The sequence below is a fragment of the Streptomyces sp. WMMB303 genome (genome assembly GCF_029351045.1).
In the GTDB taxonomy this organism is placed as follows: domain Bacteria; phylum Actinomycetota; class Actinomycetes; order Streptomycetales; family Streptomycetaceae; genus Streptomyces.
The window spans coordinates 1,485,691-1,502,782 of record NZ_JARKIN010000001.1 but is presented as its reverse complement, the minus strand read 5'-3'; the positions used below and the strand labels follow the sequence as shown (position 1 = coordinate 1,502,782).

Here is a 17,092-nt window from a genome sequence, read left to right as displayed (position 1 = left end):
GGCGCCCGCTGCCGCCGGTGGGCGCACCGGGGACGGGCCGGGGCCTCCCGCACCGCGCGGGCCTGGCACGATGGCGGGGTGACCGTACCGACGCCCTCCTCTCCCGATCCGGACTCCTCCCGCCCCTCCGCGCCCGCGGCGGGAGCGGATGACCAGCCCGGCGGCGGTGCCTCCGGGCCGCCGCTCGCGCAGTCGTACGCGGTGCACACCGGATACGGGGGCCAGGCCGGTCCGGTCCTCTCGCGCGAGCTGTTGCACGCGGCCGTCAGCGCGGTGGCCGTGGCCGTCCTCGGCGTCCTGATGGGACTGCTGTGGCTGTGGCTGGCGCCTCGGGTGCCGCTGTACACCAGCGGCAAACTGGTCCTCTTCCGCCATCCCGAGGGCGAGGAGGCCGTCGGCGCCGAAGGCGTCTTCACGCTGCTCGGGCTCGGATTCGGGGTGGTGACGGGGCTCGCCGTCTTCCTGGCCCGCAGGAGCGGCGGCGTGGGCCTGGTGATCGGCCTGTGCCTGGGCGGGGCACTGGGTTCCGTGCTGGCCTGGCGGACCGGTGTGTGGCTGGGCCCCGAGACGGATCTGTCGGCGGCCGCGCGGGCGGCCGGCCAGGGCGCCACCTTCGACGCCCCGCTGGAGTTGCACGCGTACGCGGTGCTGCTGGCCTGGCCGCTGGCAGCGGTGCTCGTCCACCTGCTGGTGACCGCGCTCTTCGGCCCCCGCGACGAGCCCGTCGTCCAGCTCTCCCCGGCGCCGCAGCGCTGGGAGAGCTGACCCGCGCCCGCGGGGGCGGCGAGTCGACCGGCGCCGGGAGTCAGCCGCGGGCGACCGGGGCGAGGACGGCGCCGGTCAGCGCGGTCAGGTCCGCGGGTGCCAGTTCGATCTCCAGTCCGCGGCGGCCGGCCGAGACGCAGATCGTCGCATGATCCTGCGCGGAGGCGTGCAGCACCGTCGGGAGCCGCTTGCGCTGCCCGAGCGGGGAGATGCCGCCGCGGACGTAGCCGGAGGAGCGCTCGGCCGCGGCCGGGTCGGCCATCACGGCCCGCTTGCCGCCCACCGCCGCCGCCAGCGCCTTCAGGTCCAGCGAGGCCGACACCGGGACGACGGCGACCGTCAGTGCACCGTCCACCTCGGCCACCAGGGTCTTGAAGACCTGCTCCGGCGGCACGCCCATCGCCTCGGCGGCCTCCTCGCCGTAGGAGGGGGCGGCCGGGTCGTGGGTGTAGGCGTGCGTCTCGAACGCGATGCCCGCCTCGGTGGCGGCGACGATGGCCGGGGTCGCCGACGTCTGCCGCTTGCTCTTCCTCGCCATGTGCTCCGCTCCGGGGAGGTCAGTTCCGGCTGGTCGGGTTCCGCGTCAGGTCGGCCGCGGGCAGCGAGGGCAGCTTGCCGATGACGGCCGCCTCCCTGCGCAGCAGCTTCAACTCGTCCGCCAGCCTGGTCGCGGTGTCCGGGGCCTGGAGCAGCCGCTGCTTGGCGGGGGTGTCCAGCACGGTGGCCGCCGCGACCAGGTAGGAGACCACCGAGGGGTCGTCCGGCAGATCCTGTTCCTGCCCGGCGGCCAGGGTCCGCTCCCGGGCGCTGGCCAGCCGCTTCTGGTAGGCGCGGAAGGCCCGCAGCACGCCGGAGGCGAGCGCACCCGCCTCGTCGCCCTCCTCCTCCGGCAACTCCTCGATCTCGCCGGTCAGATAGGGGCCGGTGGCGTCGACCGACAGCAGCCGGAACCGGGTGGTTCCGGTAGCCAGCACCTCGTAGCCGGTCGTGCCGCCGCGCGGGTCGGTGTCCGGCGCCGCCTCCTCCGGCTCCTCCGCGGAGTCCGCCGCGCCCGTGCCCGTGACGCGTTCGCGGATGGTGGAGGCGTCGGCGATACAGCCGACCGTGTAGAACGAGGTGATCGGGTCCGGGCCGAAGCCGGCCGTCGGGTCGGTGCCCTGCGGCGCTGCGGAATCGGGCATTCCGGTGGCGGCGGGTGCGACCTCGCGGCCGTCCCGGATGGCGACGACACCGAAGCGGCGGGGCGCGTCCTCGGGCAGTGCGAGCAGGTCCCGCATCAGCGCGCGGTACCGCGGCTCGAAGATGTTCAGCGGCAGCACCAGCCCCGGGAACAGCACCGAGTTGAGGGGGAAGAGCGGAAGCGCGGTTGTCACAACCGGTAAGCCTAAAGCCTCCAGCTACGGGCGCGGGTCCCGGTGCGCCGTACGAACACCCCCGAGGTACCCCCGAGCACCCCCGGGGGCGCCCGAAACGCCCGGGCCCGAGGCCGGGCCGGGTCGAGGAATCCCCCGAGGCGCCCCGCGGCGGGGCCCGGAGACGGGAGGGGCCGCGGGCCGCTCCGCCGGAACCGCGGACCGCCCGGCGGCGGGCCTACTGCCGCCGCAGCAGCCGGGTGGCACCCGCCGCCACCGTGGTCGCCAGCACCCAGCCCGCCAGGATCATCACGGCGGCCAGCCACTGGTAGCCGCCCCCCGGATCCCAGGCGGTGTCCTGGCCGAAGGAGATCACCGGCAGCAGCAGGTCCAGCGCGTACAGCGTCGCGTTCCAGTGCGGCGCCTCGTCGCCCTTGAGCGCGGGCGGCCGGTGTGCCTGGAACAGTGCCGCGCCCGTCAGCCACAGCAGCGCCATCCACAGTGCGGCCTGGGCCGGCCGGTAGCCGTAGGCCACCGTCCAGTCCTGCAGCACCCCCCACAGTTTGCCGGGCAGCGGCAGGGTCTCCCGCCGCCGTCGCTGCTTGGCCAGCAGCACCTGGCGCGCGTTGGTGTCCTCGCCGCTGTTCCGGTACATCGCCGCGAGCTGCTCGTAGGGCTCCGGCGCGTACTCCGCGGTCGCGGCGTTGATCCACTGGAGCCGTTCGCGGACGTTGAAATGGCCCTCTTTGGGGATCGCGTGCTGGTAGGTGAATCCGGCCATCCACAGCCGGTGGTCGCCCGGCCAGCTGGAGGCCCGGTCCATCAGCTTCTCCACCGACGCGCCGGAGAGCACCACCAGCCCCCGCTCGGGCAGTTGCGGGGTGAAGGTCAGCTCCGGGGTGGTGATGCGGCGCAGCGACAGCTCCTGGTCGCGCTGCATCTGCAGCCGGGCGTTCTCGATCACCAGCGAGGAGCCGAACCGCCCGTCGTCCAGCACCATGCCTCCGGTGCACTGGAAGTGCTTGGTGCGATGGGGGTCCCACCCCGTGCGCGGAAGGCCCGGCGCCCAGGAGTGGGCGCCGCCCTGGCCGCCGAAGTCGTAGCGGGTGCCGGTCGGCGGCGTCGTGCCGTAGATCTGCGGAGCGCTGCCCCGCCCGGCGTCGCCGAAGCTGGCCACCTGCTCGACGGTCATCTGCGGCGCGTACAGCGCGAAGCGCCCGCGCGGATTGCGCAGCACCGAGCCGAACATGTGCAGCGAGCTGCCCACCGAGGCGCCGCGCAGACTCACCTGCCCGTCGGTGACCAGCAGGCTGGCCTGGAGCTCCTGGGAGACGCTGACCCCGTCGGCGGCGATCGCGCGGTTGCGCGGGCCGCTGCCCACGGTGGCCGCGTTCAGCAGCAGATCGGTGCCGATCGAGGCGTCCGTCAGCCGCACGCCTTCGGGGATGCTGCACCGGGGCAGGTGCAGATCCCCCTCGGTGGTCAGCCGGGCCGCCTCCAGCCGCGGCAGGTAGCAGTCGACGAAGCGCGCCGTGTTGACGCGCGCCTCCGGCATCCGCACCTCCTCCTCGAAGCGGCACTGCCGCAGCTCGAAGTAGCTCTCCACGGTGCCGCCCGCCAGATCCAGGCAGCCGGTCACCAGCGCTCCGGTCAGGTGCAGCGACGCCACCCGGCCCAGCAGCGGCGGCGGCCCGTGCAGCAGCAGCAGCGCTATCACCCGGGCCCGGACCGTGCGCTCCGGACCCCAGACGTGATCGCCGTTCGGATCGTCCAGCTCGCTCTCGCCGTGCCGCAGATCGTGCTCGGTACCGTTGCGGAACGCCTGCCAGAGCCCCCACTCGGCAGTCGTCAGCCGCAGCCCCGGCGGCGGCTCGCCCGAGTCCACCGGCTCGCTCACGCTTCCTCCCCCTCGATTCCTCGTCTCCCGGCAGCCCGCTGCGCGTCCCGGCCTCCCGGTCCCGGCTCCTCCCGGCACCGGCCCGCGTCGCCCGGTCTCCCGGTGTCCGAACCGGCGGCCCCGCCGCCACGCGTTCGAACCAACTGGTCGTACCGGTCCCTTTCCCGCTCGGTGACCGGATGAACGCGGGAGGCGACGTTCGTCGCGTGTGGCTCGTATCAGCCTCTGATACGGGCGGCGGGGGCGCGCCGCGGGTCTGAGAGACTTGAATACGTGATCTCCCGAATCGATCTGCGCGGCGCCGCCCTCGCCACCGCGGCCTCCGGCCCGGCGAGCGGCGTGCTCGACCGCGACCTGCTGCCCCGCGCCGAGCTCGACGTCGAAGCCGCCCTGGAGAAGGTGCGGCCCATCTGCGACGACGTGCGGCATCGCGGCGCGGCGGCGGTGATCGAGTACACCGAGCGGTTCGACGGGGTGCGCCTGGAGCAGACCCGGGTGCCCGCCGAGGCGCTGGACACGGCCCTCCGGGAGCTGGATCCGGCCGTGCGCGCGGCTCTGGAGGAATCCGTCCGGCGCGCCCGGATCGTCCACCGCGACCAGCGGCGCACCGACTCCACCGTGCAGGTGGTGCCCGGCGGCACCGTCACCGAGCGCTGGGTCCCCGTGGAGCGGGTGGGGCTGTACGTCCCGGGCGGGCGCGCCGTCTACCCGTCCTCCGTCGTGATGAACGTGGTCCCCGCGCAGGAGGCCGGTGTCGGCTCGCTGGCCGTTGCCTCACCCGCGCAGGCCGGGTTCGGCGGCCTGCCGCACCCCACCATCCTCGCCGCGTGTGCGCTGCTGGACGTCGACGAGGTGTACGCGGTGGGCGGCGCCCAGGCCGTGGCGATGTTCGCCCACGGCACCGCGGAGTGCGCCCCGGTCCAGTTGGTGACCGGCCCCGGCAACATCTACGTGGCCGCGGCCAAGCGGCTGCTCAAGGGCGTCATCGGCATCGACTCCGAGGCGGGCCCGACCGAGATCGCGATCCTCGCCGACGACACGGCCGACCCGGCCCATGTCGCCTCCGACCTGATCAGCCAGGCCGAGCACGACGTGGTCGCCGCAGCGGTGCTCGTCACCCCTTCCGAGGAGCTCGCCGAGGCCGTCGAGCGGGAGCTGAAGACCCAGGTGCCCGCGACCAAGCACCGCGAACGCATCGCCGAGGCGCTGTCCGGGCGGCAATCGGGCCTCGTGCTCGTCGACTCGCTCGAGGCCGGGCTGGCCGTGGTGAACGGCTACGCCGCCGAGCACCTGGAGATCCAGACCGCCGACGCGGCGTCCTGGGCCGCGCGGGTGCGCAACGCGGGCGCCGTCTTCGTCGGCCCCTACGCGCCCGTCTCGCTGGGCGACTACGCCGCCGGCTCCAACCACGTGCTGCCCACCGGCGGCTGCGCCTGCCACTCCTCGGGTCTGTCCGTCCAGTCCTTCCTGCGCGGCATCCACGTCGTGGACTACACCCGGGACGCGCTGGCCGAGATCACCCACCATGTCGTCGCCCTGGCGGAGGCGGAGGATCTGCCCGCGCACGGCGCGGCGCTCAAGGCAAGGTTCGACTGGAAGGTGCCCGAGGCCCCGTGACCGGCAACAGCTCCGTCTCCTCGCTGGACGAACTCCCCATCCGCGACGAGCTGCGCGGCAAGTCCCCCTACGGCGCGCCCCAGCTCGACGTACCCGTCCGGCTGAACACCAACGAGAACCCCTACCCGCTGCCCGAGGCGCTCGTGGCGCGGATCGCCGAGCGGGTCACCGAGGCCGCGCGGCACCTCAACCGCTACCCGGACCGGGACGCGGTCGAGCTGCGCACCGGGTTGGCCGACTACCTCTCCCGCACCGCCGGACACTCCGTCGACCACCGGCAGGTGTGGGCGGCCAACGGCTCCAACGAGGTGCTCCAGCAGCTCCTCCAGGCGTTCGGCGGGCCGGGCCGGACGGCGCTGGGCTTCGAGCCGTCGTACTCGATGCACGCGCTGCTCGCCCGCGGCACCGGCACCGGCTGGCTGTCCGGCCCCCGCGACGACGACTTCACCATCGACACCGAGGCCGCCGTCCGCGCCATCGCCGAGCACCGGCCCGACGTCGTCTTCGTCTGCTCGCCCAACAACCCCACCGGCACCGCCGTCTCGGAGGAGACGGTGCTGGCCCTGCACGACGCCGCGCAGGCGGCGCGCCCCGAGCACGGGGCGCTGGTGGTGGTGGACGAGGCCTACGGCGAGTTCTCGCACCACCCCTCGCTGCTCCCGCTGATCGAGGGCCGGCCGCGGCTGGTGCTCTCGCGGACCATGTCCAAGGCGTTCGGCGCCGCCGGGCTGCGGCTGGGCTATCTGGCCGCCGCGCCCGCCGTGGTCGACGCCGTGCAACTGGTGCGGCTGCCCTACCACCTGTCGGCCGTCACCCAGGCCACGGCACTGGCCGCGCTGGAGCACACCGACACCCTGCTCGGTTACGTCGCGCAGCTGAAGGCCGAGCGCGACCGGCTGGTGAGCGAGCTGCGCGCACTCGGCTGCGAGGTCACCGACTCGGACGCCAACTTCGTACAGTTCGGCCGCTTCGACGGCGCGGCCGGATCGCACGCCGTGTGGGAGGCGCTGCTGGCCCGCGGCGTACTGGTCCGGGACAACGGCGTCCCCGGCCGGCTGCGGGTGACGGCGGGCACGCCGGAGGAGAACGACACGTTCCTCGACGCGGTGCGAGCCGTGCTGAAGGAACTGAAGGAGAAGAGCGACTGATGACGCGCAAGGGCCGGGTGGAGCGCACCACCAAGGAGACCTCTGTCGTGGTGGAGATCGACCTCGACGGCACCGGCGAGGTGGACGTCTCCACCGGGGTGGGCTTCTACGACCACATGCTCGACCAGCTCGGCCGGCACGGCCTGTTCGACCTCACCGTCAAGACCGAGGGCGATCTGCACATCGACAGCCACCACACCATCGAGGACACCTCGCTGGCGCTGGGGGCCGCCTTCAAGCAGGCGCTCGGCGACAAGCGCGGCATCGTGCGGTTCGCGAACGCTTCGGTGCCGCTGGACGAGTCGCTCGCCCAGGTGACCGTCGACCTGTCCGGGCGCCCCTACCTCGTGCACACCGAGCCCGAGGGCATGGCGCCGATGATCGGCAGCTACGACACCACGATGACCCGCCACATCCTGGAGTCCTTCGTCGCCCAGGCGCAGATCGCGCTGCACGTCCACGTGCCCTACGGCCGCAACGCGCACCACATCGTGGAGTGCCAGTTCAAGGCGCTGGCCCGGGCCCTGCGGTACGCGAGTGAACGCGACCCGCGGCAGACCGGCATCCCGTCCACGAAGGGCGCTCTGTGACCGGCCTCGCGGCGCTGCTGATCTTCGTCGGGCTGTTCCTGGCCGGCGGGACGATCTCCTTCTGGAAGCAGCAGCTCCCCAAAGGGGTGATCGTGTTGCTCGCCGTGGCCTCGGTGATGTGCCTGGCGGCGGGGATCCTGCGAGTGGACTGGTGGGCATGACGATGAGCGCGGTGAACGGCAGGAAGAGCGTCGTGGTCTTCGACTACGGCTTCGGCAATGTGCGCTCCGCCGAGCGCGCCCTGGAGCGGGCCGGCGCCGACGTCGAGATCACCGGCGACTACGACAAGGCGATGGCCGCCGACGGCCTGCTGGTGCCCGGCGTGGGTGCCTTCGCCGCCTGCATGGAGGGCCTGGTCCAAGCGCGCGGCCACTGGGTCGTCGGGCGCCGGCTGGCGGGCGGACGGCCCGTCCTGGGGATCTGCGTCGGTATGCAGATCCTCTTCTCCCGCGGGATCGAGCACGGCCGGGAGGCCGAGGGCCTGGACGAGTGGCCCGGCACCGTCGGCCCGCTCGCCCACGACGCCGCGCACCCGGTTCCGCACATGGGCTGGAACACCGTCGAGGCGCCCGCCGACTCGCGGCTGTTCGCCGGGCTGCCCGCCGACGAGCGGTACTACTTCGTCCACTCCTACGCCGTGCACGACTGGGAGCTGGAGACCGCCAACCCGGCCCTCAAGCCGCCGGTGGTGAGCTGGACCGCGCACGCCGACCGGTTCGTCTCCGCCGTGGAGAACGGTCCGCTGTGGGCCACCCAGTTCCACCCCGAGAAGTCCGGCGACGCCGGAGCACAGCTACTGAAGAACTGGATCGAGTCCCTGTGAGCCGAAAGAGCGAGGAAGCCGTGAACGAGGCGAGCAACCGGCTGGAACTGCTGCCCGCCGTCGACGTCCGGGACGGGCAGGCCGTCCGCCTGGTGCACGGCGAGTCCGGCTCCGAGACCTCCTACGGCGACCCGCTGGAGGCGGCGCTGGCCTGGCAGCGTGCCGGAGCCGAGTGGCTGCACCTGGTCGACCTGGACGCCGCCTTCGGCACCGGCGACAACCGGGAGCGGATCGCCGAGGTCGCGCAGTCCATGGAGATCAAGGTCGAGCTGTCCGGCGGCATCCGCGACGACGCCTCGCTGGCGGCGGCGCTCGCCACCGGCTGCCGCCGCGTCAACCTCGGCACGGCGGCGCTGGAGGCCCCCGAGTGGGTCGCCGGGGTCATCGCCGAGTACGGCGACCGGATCGCCGTCGGCCTCGACGTGCGCGGTACCACGCTGCGCGGCCGCGGCTGGACCCGCGACGGCGGCGACCTCTACGAGACGCTGGCCCGCCTCGACTCCGAGGGCTGCGCCCGCTACGTCGTCACCGACATCGCCAAGGACGGCACTCTCAAGGGCCCCAACCTGGAGCTGCTGCGCACGGTGTGCGCCGCCACCGACCGGCCCGTCGTCGCCAGTGGCGGTGTCTCCTCGCTCGACGACCTGCGGGCCCTCGCGAAGCTGGTACCCGAGGGCGTCGAGGGCGCGATCGTGGGGAAGGCCCTCTACGCCAAGGCGTTCACCCTGGAAGAGGCGTTGGAGGCGGTTTCCTGATGGGTTCGATACGGCGGATCGGGTCCGGTGCCCCCTGGGAGGAGCCGTTCGGCTACGCGCGCGCCGTCGAACTGCCCAACGGCCTGGTGCTGGTGGCCGGCTGCACCTCGGTGGTGGACGGCGTGGTCGCCGAGGGCGGCCCCTACGACCAGACGGTCACCGCCTTCGGGGTGGCGCTGGACGCGCTCAAGTCCCTCGGCCTGGGCGCCGACAGCGTGGTGCGTACCCGGATGTATCTGACGCACGCGCGGGACGTCGAGGAGGTGGGACGCGCGCACAAGGAGCTGTTCGGCGAGGTCCGGCCCGTCTCCTCCATGATCATCGTGTCCGGCTTCGCCGACCCGAGCCTGGTGGTCGAGGTGGAGGTCGAGGCGTACCGGGACCCGCAAGAGACCCCAGGAGCCCCCGGAGCACAAGGAGCACACGGAGCATGACCCTCGCGGTCCGAGTCATCCCCTGCCTGGACGTGGACGCCGGCCGGGTCGTCAAGGGCGTCAACTTCCAGAACCTGCGCGACGCCGGCGACCCGGTCGAGATGGCCAAGGTCTACGACGCCGAGGGCGCCGACGAGCTGACCTTCCTGGACATCACCGCCTCCTCCGGCGACCGCGAGACCACCTACGACGTGGTGCGCCGCACCGCCGAGCAGGTCTTCATCCCGCTGACCGTCGGCGGCGGGGTGCGCACCCCGGAGGACGTGGACAAGCTGCTGCGGGCCGGGGCCGACAAGGTCGGCGTCAACACCGCCGCCCTCGCCCGCCCGGAGCTGATCCGCGAGATCGCCGAGCGGTTCGGCAGCCAGGTGCTGGTGCTCTCCGTGGACGCGCGCCGCCGCGCCGGAGGCGAGGGCTTCGAGGTCACCACGCACGGCGGCCGCCGCGGCGCCGACGTCGACGCCGTCGAGTGGGCCCACCGGGCGGCCGAACTGGGTGCCGGGGAGATCCTGCTCAACTCGATGGACGCGGACGGCACCAAGGACGGCTACGACACCGAGATGATCGCCGCCGTCCGCAAGCACGTCACCATCCCCGTGATCGCCTCCGGCGGCGCCGGGCGGCTCGACCACTTCCCGCCCGCCATCGGAGCCGGTGCCGACGCCGTACTGGCCGCCTCGGTCTTCCACTTCGGCGACCTGCGGATCGGCGAGGTCAAGCAGACCCTGCGCGACGCGGGCCACCCGGTCCGCTGACACCCGGCCGGTGGGGCCGCCGCGCCCCGGATCGGGGCGCCGGGCCGACGGTTGGCGGCGGTTCCATGCGTCACGGCGTCATGCAGAAGTAGGCTCACGTGTGTATGAGCCTCCGCACGCGCATCACCGTCAGCCTGCCTGCCGATCTCCTCGCCCACGCCCGAGCCGCCTCGGGCGGCGACCTCTCGGGCTGTGTCGAGTACGCGCTCAGAGCCCAGCAACTGCGCGACGCGACGCCAGTTCTCCGGGCCTGGCGCGCAGGGGCCGGGGATGACGCGGAGGAGCTGGCCGATCTCTTCGGCGAGGAGATCCTGTGACGCCGCCGGCTCTTGGCGCGTGTCGGGGTTCCGTCGATGGACGCGAAGGGAGCATCTCCGAACCGGTACCCGCCCCGTCGGTCAGGCGGTGCCGAGGTCTCCACTCTTGATGCCCGTCACGAAGGTGGAGAACGCCTCGGTGGTCAGGTCCAGAACCGGTCCGTCGGGGTTCTTGGAGTCCCGGACGGGGACGGTGCCGTGGCTGGCGGCGAGGTTGGCGGCGACCTCCACGCAGGCGCCGCCGTTGTCGCTGTAGGAGGACGTGAGCCAGCGGGGGGTTTCGGTCGTCACGGCGAGCCCTTTCGTAACTGATCGATCATGGCGACGGATTCCGTCTGGGAGGGCGCTGCGGCCTGTAGCTGATGGTAGGCCGTCAGCATGGGCAGCACGAACCGGTTGTCCCGCTCCAGATGGCCCCGCTGCGCGGACTCGGCGTACGACAGCAGCGAGCGGTCGGCCATCGTCAGGATGTAGAGCGGCAGATTGAACGTCCGTCGAGCCCCCATGGTGAACGGGGCGACCTGGAGCAGGGTGTTCGGCCGCCCGGCGAACTCGGCGACGCGCTCCAACTGCGCCTCCATGACGTCGGGTGCGCCGATCGGTCGGCGGATGCAGCTCTCGTCCAGCACGACGGAGATCAGCGGTGGAGGCGTACGGGCGAGTGCGGCCTGCCGCTCCGCGATCAGAGCGATCCGTTCCTCGGCCTGGTCGGTCGTGATCGCCCCCCGGTTCACCGCGCTCTCGGCCAGCACCGTCGCGTACTCCCGGGTCTGGAGCAGTCCGGGGATGATCCCGATCTCGAACGCGCGGATCTCCGCCGCCCGCACCTCGCACTCCACGTACTGGGGGAAGCCCTCCAGCAGGCTGCCGTGCCGGATCTCGCGGTGCTGCTGCTCGAAGGTGTCCGTGGTGTCCGCGATGCCGAAGGCGAGGTCCGCACTGCGCGAGAAGCGCAAGGTCGGCATCTTGCGACCGGTTTCGACGGCTGACACATGCGTACTGGAATACCCCGTCCGGTCTCCCAGCTCCTCCTGCTTCCAGCCGCGCGCCTCCCGCATGCTGCGCAGCCGCGCTCCGAACGCCGCTTGGGGAGAGCTGTCCGGATCCAACTCCTTGCGGTTCAACGGCCCGTCACCGACCTTTCGTTCCGGTCTGACACGTTGAATGCCTCCCCGCTCGCGGCCACGCTGAATCCCCTTGGTAGTCACCGAACTACGGAGAGGAGTGGATCGTGTCCGGAAACGACGCCACAGCGGGCCGGGGACCGGACCGGCCGGAAGCCGCGGCGGAACTCGCCGCGTTCATGGAGGCCGGGGCCTTCTGGCGACTCGTACCCGAGTGGGTGCCGCGCACCGGTTTCGCGGAGCCGACCCCGGAACTGCTGCGGGACGTCGCGGCCGGGCTCCGACGGAGGTCGCAGGCGTGACCGGCCGGACGGATGCGACGAGCGGAGCGCGGCAGCGGGCTGCCCGCGAACCGGTACCCGCGGACGACGGCCCACCCCATGCCGAGGTCTCCGCCTCACCCCGCTGGGCCGACATCGCGCAACTCCAGGCAGCCTCTGTCATGCACCGTCAGGAGTGCCGGACCTGTGCAGGTGAGCAGTCCTGCGTGCTGGCGCGGCAACTGGAGTGGGTGTATCGGGAAGCCCGAAGAAGGCTGCGCCGAGACGCGCGCCGCGCAGGGGAGGAGACATCACCGTGACGGTCGGCGACGCGACAGCATGCGCGGAGTGCGCCCGGTTGGAGCACGCCCGGGAAGCCGCCCGCAGGGCGGGGGACTTCAGCCGGGCCACCGACTGCGCCGTACTGCTGCGGCGGCACCCGGAGCACGGCCGGAAGCAGCCCCCCGATGTACGCGGGGTGCGGACATGAAGCGACGGATCTCCAGCAGAGGGCGTGCGGACAACATGCCGGTTCCGCGGGCCCCCGGCCGCCCTGGCTCACGTCAGGGCGAAGCCCAGCAGGACGGCGCCCTGGACGGTGATCTGGCCCGGCGACAGGTCCCCCTCGCCGGGTGCCGCGTCGACGGCGTGACTGCGGTACCGCGAGGCGAGGGGGCCTTCGGGATCGACGTCCTCTATGTGCACCACCGCGCCGAGCGAGACTCCGGCCGCCTCCGCGTAGAGCTCAGCCTTGCGGCGCGCGGCGGTCACCGCCTCCGTACGGGCACGGGCGCGCAGTCCCGGCTTGTCACGTACGTCGAAGTCCACCCCGTCCACCCGATTGGCGCCGGCCTCCACGGCGGCCACCAGCAGCGGCTCCAACGCGTCCATCTCCGTCAGTGTCACCGAGAAGTCGGCCTGGCAGCGGTACCCCAAGAACTTCCGGTTCGCGTTGTATCCCTCCCACTCGGTGCGCAGCCCCAGTTGCGACGACGAGACCGCCGCGTCCGGAACGCCGTGTTCCCGGAAGGTCCGCCGCAGCGCTGCCACCCCCTCGCGTGCCGAGCCGAACGCCGCCGCCGCCGTCTGCTCCGTGCGGTCCACGGCGATCCGCAGCCGCACCAGGTCGGGCGTGGCGTTCACACTCGCGGCACCGTAGACGCTGATACCCCACGGGTTGTCGATCTTCGTTTGCATGCGGCCAGTCAAACACGCGTACGTGAGGGCGGGCGGGGCGTCCCGTTCAACTCCGGTGCCCCGGTGGCTACGATCGGCGCATGAAGCGACGGTCAGCAGGATGGTGTCTCCAGGCCACCGCGCTGGGGCACGGGGCGATCGGCGTCGTGCTCTACCGCGACGTATTGGCACAGTTCGCACGCGAGGGTGTGGTCAACTCCGTACCGGAGCGCGGTGACCGGGCGGCGGCGTTCTGGTTCCTGGCGGCGGCGCCGGCCCTGTGGGTGGGCGGCCGGTTGCTCCGCTCGGCGGAGGAGCACGGCGATGTCGCCGCACAGCGTGCCGCGGGCGCGGTGCTGGCCGGCGTCGGTGCGGTGGGGGCCGCGGCGATGCCCAAGGGCGGCTTCCCGGCGCTGGTCGGGATCGGCGGCATGCTGCTGCGCAGGCCGAAGCGGCGCGGGTAGGCGCTCAGCGCTTCCTGGCGAGGACCAGCCGGCAGCGCGGGGAGCCGTCGTCGCGGCGGCCAAGCTCCGCGAGGGGCTCCAGCGTCACCTCGAAGCCCGCCGCCTCCAGGTCCCGCCGGACGTCGCCCAGCGGCCAGGTGCGGTAGTACATGACGAAGGGCGGCCGCCACACGGTGTTGCGTACCCGCATCGCCGCGTCGAACCCGAGCAGGGACCAGTACGCGGCGGTTCCGGGGCGCGGCGGCGCCGCCAATGGGAACGCGAAGGTGCCGCCGTCCCGCAGCACGCGGTGCACCTGGCCGAACAGGTGCGGGCGCTCGGCGGGCAGGAAGTGGCCGAACGCGCCGAAGCTGACCGTCAGGTCGAAGGTGCCGTCGCGGAACGGCAGCGCGTGCGCGTCGCCCCGCACCCAGTCCGGGGCGGGACGCGGGGCGGTCGCGTACGTGAACCTGGCCTCCGTCAGCATGCCCGTGCTGAAGTCGGCGCCCACCGTCCGGCCGGTGCACACCTCCTCCAGCACCCGCAGGCCCGCGCCGGTGCCGCAGCACAGGTCGAGCCCGTCGGCGAAGGGGCCGTGGCCGCCGAGGGCCCGGGCGGTCGTATCCAGCACCTTCTCCGGTGTCCGGTAGGCGGTGTGGTCGAACTTCGGGGCCAGCAGGTCGTAGCCGCGCTGGACGGACGAGAGGGCCTGCCGGGCCAGTTCGGGCAGGGTGGGGCGCTGGTCCGGGAGCCGGTTGGGGGACATCGGGTCACTGTAGAGGGTGCGGCGGGCCGCCCGGCCCCCCGGCACCCGGGGCCGGACGCCCGCCGCGGCGCCCCCGCGGGTTACCTCTTGGCCGTCGCCCGCAAATACTCCCGGTTCATCGCGGCGATGGACGGCATCGGGATGCCCTTGGGGCAGGCCGTGGCGCACTCGCCGGTCAGGGTGCAGCCGCCGAAGCCCTCGGCGTCCATCTGCGCGACCATGTCGAGCACCCGGGTCTCGCGTTCGGGCGCTCCCTGCGGCAGCGCGGCGAGGTGGTTGACCTTGGCGGAGGTGAACAGCATGGCCGACCCGTTCGGGCAGGCGGCCACGCAGGCGCCGCAGCCGATGCACTCGGCGTGGGTGAACGCCGCGTCGGCGGCGGGTTTGGGCACCGCCGTCGCGTGGGCCTCGGGGGCCGCCCCGGTGGGTGCGGTGATGTAGCCGCCCGCGCCGATCACCCGGTCGAACGCGGACCGGTCGACGACCAGGTCCCGGACGACGGGGAAGGCCGCGGCGCGCCACGGCTCGACATCGACGGTGTCGCCGTCGGCGAAGTGCCGCATGTGCAGCTGGCAGGTGGTGGTGCGCTCGGGGCCGTGGGCCGCGCCGTTGATGACCATGCCGCAGGCGCCGCAGATGCCCTCGCGGCAGTCGTGGTCGAAGGCGACGGGTTCCTCGCCGCGGGTCAGCAGCGTCTCGTTGAGGGTGTCGAGCATCTCCAGGAACGACATGTCGGGGGAGATGTCCTCGACCTCGTACGTGCGCATCTCGCCGGGCGACTCGGCGTCCGGCTGCCGCCAGATCCGGAGGGTGAGGTTCATGTGTAGCTCCGCTGGGTGGGGTGTACGTGCTCGAAGTGCAGGGCTTCCTTGTGCAGCACGGGGGCCGCGCCGGTGCCGGTGAACTCCCAGGCGGCGGCGTAGCAGAACTCCTCGTCCTCGCGGACCGCCTCGCCGTCCGGCGTGCGGTGCTCCTCGCGGAAGTGGCCGCCGCAGGACTCGGCGCGGTGCAGCGCGTCCAGGCACATCAGTTCGGCCAGCTCCAGGTGGTCGGCGACCCGGTTGGCCTGCTCCAGCGACTGGTTGAGTGCGGCGCCGCTGCCCGGCACCCGCACCCGCCGCCAGAACTCGGCACGGAGTTCGGGGATCCGCTCCAGCGCCTTGCGCAGCCCCTCCTCGGTGCGGGACATGCCGCACTCGTCCCACAGCAGGGCGCCCAGTTCGCGGTGGAAGGATTCGGACGAGCGGTCGCCGCCTGCGGACAGCAGCGCGTCCAGCCGGTCGGAGACCGCGCGGACCGCCTCGTGCACGGCCGGATGGTCCGGGTCGGCGGGCTGGTGCGGGGTGCGGGCCAGGTAGTCGCCGAGCGTCGCGGGGAGCACGAAGTAGCCGTCGGCCAGGCCCTGCATCAGCGCGGAGGCGCCGAGCCGGTTGGCGCCGTGGTCGGAGAAGTTGGCCTCCCCGATGGCGAAGAGGCCCGACACGGTGGTCATCAGGTCGTAGTCCACCCACAGCCCGCCCATCGTGTAGTGGATGGCCGGATAGATGCGCATCGGGCGGGTGTAGGGGTCCTCGGCGGTGATCCGCGCGTACATCTCGAAGAGGTTGCCGTACCGCTCCTCGACGGCCTTCCGGCCCATCCTGGCGAGCGCGTCGGCGAAGTCGAGGTACACGCCCTCCCGTCGCCCGCCACCGCCCTCGACCGAGGAGCCTTCGGCTCCGCCCCTGTTTCCGTGGCCGCCGGGGCCCACGCCGCGGCCCTCGTCGCAGACGTTCTTCGCGGCGCGGGAGGCGATGTCGCGGGGGACGAGGTTGCCGAAGGAGGGGTAGAGCCGCTCCAGGTAGTAGTCCCGCTCGTGCTCGGGGATGTCCTGCGGGGCGCGGTCGTCGCCGGGTTCCGCGGGCACCCAGATGCGGCCGTCGTTGCGCAGCGACTCGCTCATCAGGGTGAGTTTGGACTGGTGGTCGCCGGAGCGCGGGATGCAGGTGGGGTGGATCTGGGTGAAGCAGGGGTTGGCGAAGTGTGCGCCCCTGCGGTGGGCGCGCCACACGGCGGTCGCGTTGGAGTTCTTCGCGTTGGTGGACAGGTGGAAGACGTTGCCGTAGCCGCCGGTGGCCAGCACCACCGCGTCGGCGAAGTGGCTCTCGATCCGCCCGGTGAGCAGGTCGCGGGCGACGATGCCGCGGGCCCGGCCGTCGATGACGATCAGGTCCAGCATCTCGGTGCGCGGGTGCATCTCCACGGCGCCGGTGGCGATCTGCCGGGAGAGCGCCTGGTAGGCGCCGAGCAGCAGTTGCTGCCCGGTCTGGCCGCGGGCGTAGAAGGTGCGGGAGACCTGGACGCCGCCGAAGGAGCGGGTGTCCAGCAGTCCGCCGTACTCGCGCGCGAACGGGACGCCCTGGGCGACGCACTGGTCGATGATCTCGGTGGAGATCTCCGCCAGCCGGTACACGTTCGACTCGCGGGAGCGGAAGTCGCCGCCCTTGACGGTGTCGTAGAAGAGCCGCTGCACCGAGTCGCCGTCGTTGCGGTAGTTCTTCGCCGCGTTGATGCCGCCCTGCGCGGCGACGGAGTGGGCGCGGCGCGGGGAGTCCTGGTAGCAGAACTGCACGACGCGGTAGCCCGCCTCGGCCAGGGTCGCGCCGGCTGATCCGCCCGCCAGGCCGGTGCCGACGACGATGACGGTGTGCTTGCGGCGGTTGGCCGGGTTGACGAGCTTCGCCTCGAAGCGGCGTCGGTTCCACCGCTCGGCCACCGGCCCGTCGGGTGCCTTGGTGTCGACGGCCGGTTCCCCGGTCCGGTAGTCCTGGTAGGGGGTGCTGGGGGTGCTGGGGGTGCTGGGGGTGCTGGGGGTGCTGGGGGTACTCATG

Annotated in this window: 22 protein-coding genes; 13 read left to right on the top strand and 9 right to left on the bottom strand. The window is 72.9% G+C overall.

Annotated features, from left to right (window positions below; genetic code table 11):
- The first annotated feature begins 78 nt into the window (after positions 1 to 78).
- On the top strand, positions 79 to 765 hold the full coding sequence (locus P2424_RS06840) for a hypothetical protein (protein WP_276474890.1): 687 nt from the start codon (positions 79 to 81) through the stop codon (positions 763 to 765).
- Between the two features lie 40 nt (positions 766 to 805).
- Here the strand turns inward: P2424_RS06840 and ybaK are convergent, their stop codons facing one another.
- The 3 genes from ybaK to P2424_RS06825 form a co-directional block, all read right to left on the bottom strand.
- Positions 806 to 1,303 (bottom strand): Cys-tRNA(Pro) deacylase, encoded by a 498-nt coding sequence (gene ybaK, locus P2424_RS06835; RefSeq protein WP_276474889.1) that lies wholly within the window; start codon positions 1,301 to 1,303, stop codon positions 806 to 808.
- A gap of 19 nt (positions 1,304 to 1,322) precedes the next feature.
- Positions 1,323 to 2,138, bottom strand: coding sequence for an LON peptidase substrate-binding domain-containing protein (locus P2424_RS06830; protein WP_276474888.1), 816 nt, complete (start codon positions 2,136 to 2,138; stop codon positions 1,323 to 1,325).
- A 217-nt stretch (positions 2,139 to 2,355) separates the two neighbouring features.
- Positions 2,356 to 4,014, bottom strand: coding sequence for an oxidoreductase (locus tag P2424_RS06825; RefSeq protein WP_276474887.1), 1,659 nt, complete (start codon positions 4,012 to 4,014; stop codon positions 2,356 to 2,358).
- Between the two features lie 273 nt (positions 4,015 to 4,287).
- On the opposite strand from P2424_RS06825, the gene hisD reads away from it, so the two are divergent.
- The 9 genes from hisD to P2424_RS06780 all read left to right on the top strand — a co-directional run bounded on the left by hisD (position 4,288) and on the right by P2424_RS06780 (position 10,453).
- A complete protein-coding gene (gene hisD, locus P2424_RS06820; RefSeq protein WP_276474886.1) occupies positions 4,288 to 5,631 on the top strand; it encodes a histidinol dehydrogenase in 1,344 nt (447 codons plus the stop codon).
- Positions 5,628 to 6,779 carry a histidinol-phosphate transaminase gene (locus tag P2424_RS06815; RefSeq protein WP_276474885.1) on the top strand — a complete coding sequence of 384 codons (1,152 nt, stop codon included), beginning with the start codon at positions 5,628 to 5,630 and terminating at the stop codon, positions 6,777 to 6,779. Before hisD ends, P2424_RS06815 begins: the two co-directional genes overlap by 4 nt.
- Complete coding sequence (gene hisB / locus P2424_RS06810) at positions 6,779 to 7,369, top strand: imidazoleglycerol-phosphate dehydratase HisB (protein WP_019358558.1); 591 nt, start codon at positions 6,779 to 6,781, stop codon at positions 7,367 to 7,369. The genes P2424_RS06815 and hisB overlap by 1 nt, the downstream gene beginning before the upstream one ends.
- Positions 7,366 to 7,530, top strand: coding sequence for a hypothetical protein (locus P2424_RS06805; RefSeq protein WP_276474884.1), 165 nt, complete (start codon positions 7,366 to 7,368; stop codon positions 7,528 to 7,530). Before hisB ends, P2424_RS06805 begins: the two co-directional genes overlap by 4 nt.
- A 2-nt stretch (positions 7,531 to 7,532) precedes the next feature.
- The gene (gene hisH, locus P2424_RS06800; protein WP_276478852.1) at positions 7,533 to 8,192 is read left to right on the top strand and encodes an imidazole glycerol phosphate synthase subunit HisH; all 660 of its coding nucleotides are present in this window, start codon (positions 7,533 to 7,535) and stop codon (positions 8,190 to 8,192) included.
- A gap of 20 nt (positions 8,193 to 8,212) precedes the next feature.
- Positions 8,213 to 8,947, top strand: a complete 735-nt coding sequence (gene priA, locus P2424_RS06795) for a bifunctional 1-(5-phosphoribosyl)-5-((5-phosphoribosylamino)methylideneamino)imidazole-4-carboxamide isomerase/phosphoribosylanthranilate isomerase PriA (RefSeq protein WP_276474883.1) — start codon at positions 8,213 to 8,215, stop codon at positions 8,945 to 8,947.
- Complete coding sequence (locus tag P2424_RS06790) at positions 8,947 to 9,381, top strand: RidA family protein (protein WP_276474882.1); 435 nt, start codon at positions 8,947 to 8,949, stop codon at positions 9,379 to 9,381. The genes priA and P2424_RS06790 overlap by 1 nt, the downstream gene beginning before the upstream one ends.
- Positions 9,378 to 10,136 carry an imidazole glycerol phosphate synthase subunit HisF gene (gene hisF, locus P2424_RS06785; protein WP_276474881.1) on the top strand — a complete coding sequence of 253 codons (759 nt, stop codon included), beginning with the start codon at positions 9,378 to 9,380 and terminating at the stop codon, positions 10,134 to 10,136. The genes P2424_RS06790 and hisF overlap by 4 nt, the downstream gene beginning before the upstream one ends.
- Before the next feature lie 104 nt (positions 10,137 to 10,240).
- A complete protein-coding gene (locus tag P2424_RS06780; RefSeq protein WP_276474880.1) occupies positions 10,241 to 10,453 on the top strand; it encodes a hypothetical protein in 213 nt (70 codons plus the stop codon).
- 81 nt (positions 10,454 to 10,534) lie between these two features.
- Here the strand turns inward: P2424_RS06780 and P2424_RS06775 are convergent, their stop codons facing one another.
- Both P2424_RS06775 and P2424_RS06770 read right to left on the bottom strand, forming a co-directional pair.
- Entirely contained in the window at positions 10,535 to 10,744 is a 210-nt protein-coding gene (locus P2424_RS06775) for a DUF397 domain-containing protein (protein ID WP_276474879.1), read from the bottom strand.
- Positions 10,741 to 11,577 (bottom strand): helix-turn-helix transcriptional regulator, encoded by an 837-nt coding sequence (locus P2424_RS06770; protein ID WP_276474878.1) that lies wholly within the window; start codon positions 11,575 to 11,577, stop codon positions 10,741 to 10,743. The genes P2424_RS06775 and P2424_RS06770 overlap by 4 nt, the downstream gene beginning before the upstream one ends.
- Before the next feature lie 107 nt (positions 11,578 to 11,684).
- On the opposite strand from P2424_RS06770, the gene P2424_RS06765 reads away from it, so the two are divergent.
- Together P2424_RS06765 and P2424_RS06760 are read left to right on the top strand one after the other, a co-directional pair.
- Entirely contained in the window at positions 11,685 to 11,879 is a 195-nt protein-coding gene (locus P2424_RS06765) for a hypothetical protein (protein ID WP_276474877.1), read from the top strand.
- A 274-nt stretch (positions 11,880 to 12,153) separates the two neighbouring features.
- Complete coding sequence (locus P2424_RS06760) at positions 12,154 to 12,327, top strand: hypothetical protein (RefSeq protein WP_276474876.1); 174 nt, start codon at positions 12,154 to 12,156, stop codon at positions 12,325 to 12,327.
- A 68-nt stretch (positions 12,328 to 12,395) separates the two neighbouring features.
- Here the strand turns inward: P2424_RS06760 and P2424_RS06755 are convergent, their stop codons facing one another.
- A complete protein-coding gene (locus P2424_RS06755; RefSeq protein ID WP_276474875.1) occupies positions 12,396 to 13,034 on the bottom strand; it encodes an SIMPL domain-containing protein in 639 nt (212 codons plus the stop codon).
- An 80-nt stretch (positions 13,035 to 13,114) separates the two neighbouring features.
- Between P2424_RS06755 and P2424_RS06750 the strand changes: the two genes are divergently transcribed.
- Positions 13,115 to 13,477, top strand: a complete 363-nt coding sequence (locus P2424_RS06750; protein WP_276474874.1) for a DUF6463 family protein — start codon at positions 13,115 to 13,117, stop codon at positions 13,475 to 13,477.
- Positions 13,478 to 13,481: 4 nt separating this feature from the next.
- Here the strand turns inward: P2424_RS06750 and P2424_RS06745 are convergent, their stop codons facing one another.
- The 3 genes from P2424_RS06745 to P2424_RS06735 form a co-directional block, all read right to left on the bottom strand.
- Complete coding sequence (locus P2424_RS06745; protein ID WP_276474873.1) at positions 13,482 to 14,222, bottom strand: class I SAM-dependent methyltransferase; 741 nt, start codon at positions 14,220 to 14,222, stop codon at positions 13,482 to 13,484.
- An 80-nt stretch (positions 14,223 to 14,302) separates the two neighbouring features.
- Positions 14,303 to 15,043, bottom strand: a complete 741-nt coding sequence (locus P2424_RS06740; RefSeq protein WP_074998260.1) for a succinate dehydrogenase/fumarate reductase iron-sulfur subunit — start codon at positions 15,041 to 15,043, stop codon at positions 14,303 to 14,305.
- Positions 15,040 to 17,091 (bottom strand): fumarate reductase/succinate dehydrogenase flavoprotein subunit, encoded by a 2,052-nt coding sequence (locus P2424_RS06735; RefSeq protein ID WP_276474872.1) that lies wholly within the window; start codon positions 17,089 to 17,091, stop codon positions 15,040 to 15,042. Before P2424_RS06735 ends, P2424_RS06740 begins: the two co-directional genes overlap by 4 nt.
- Position 17,092: the final 1 nt, after the last annotated feature.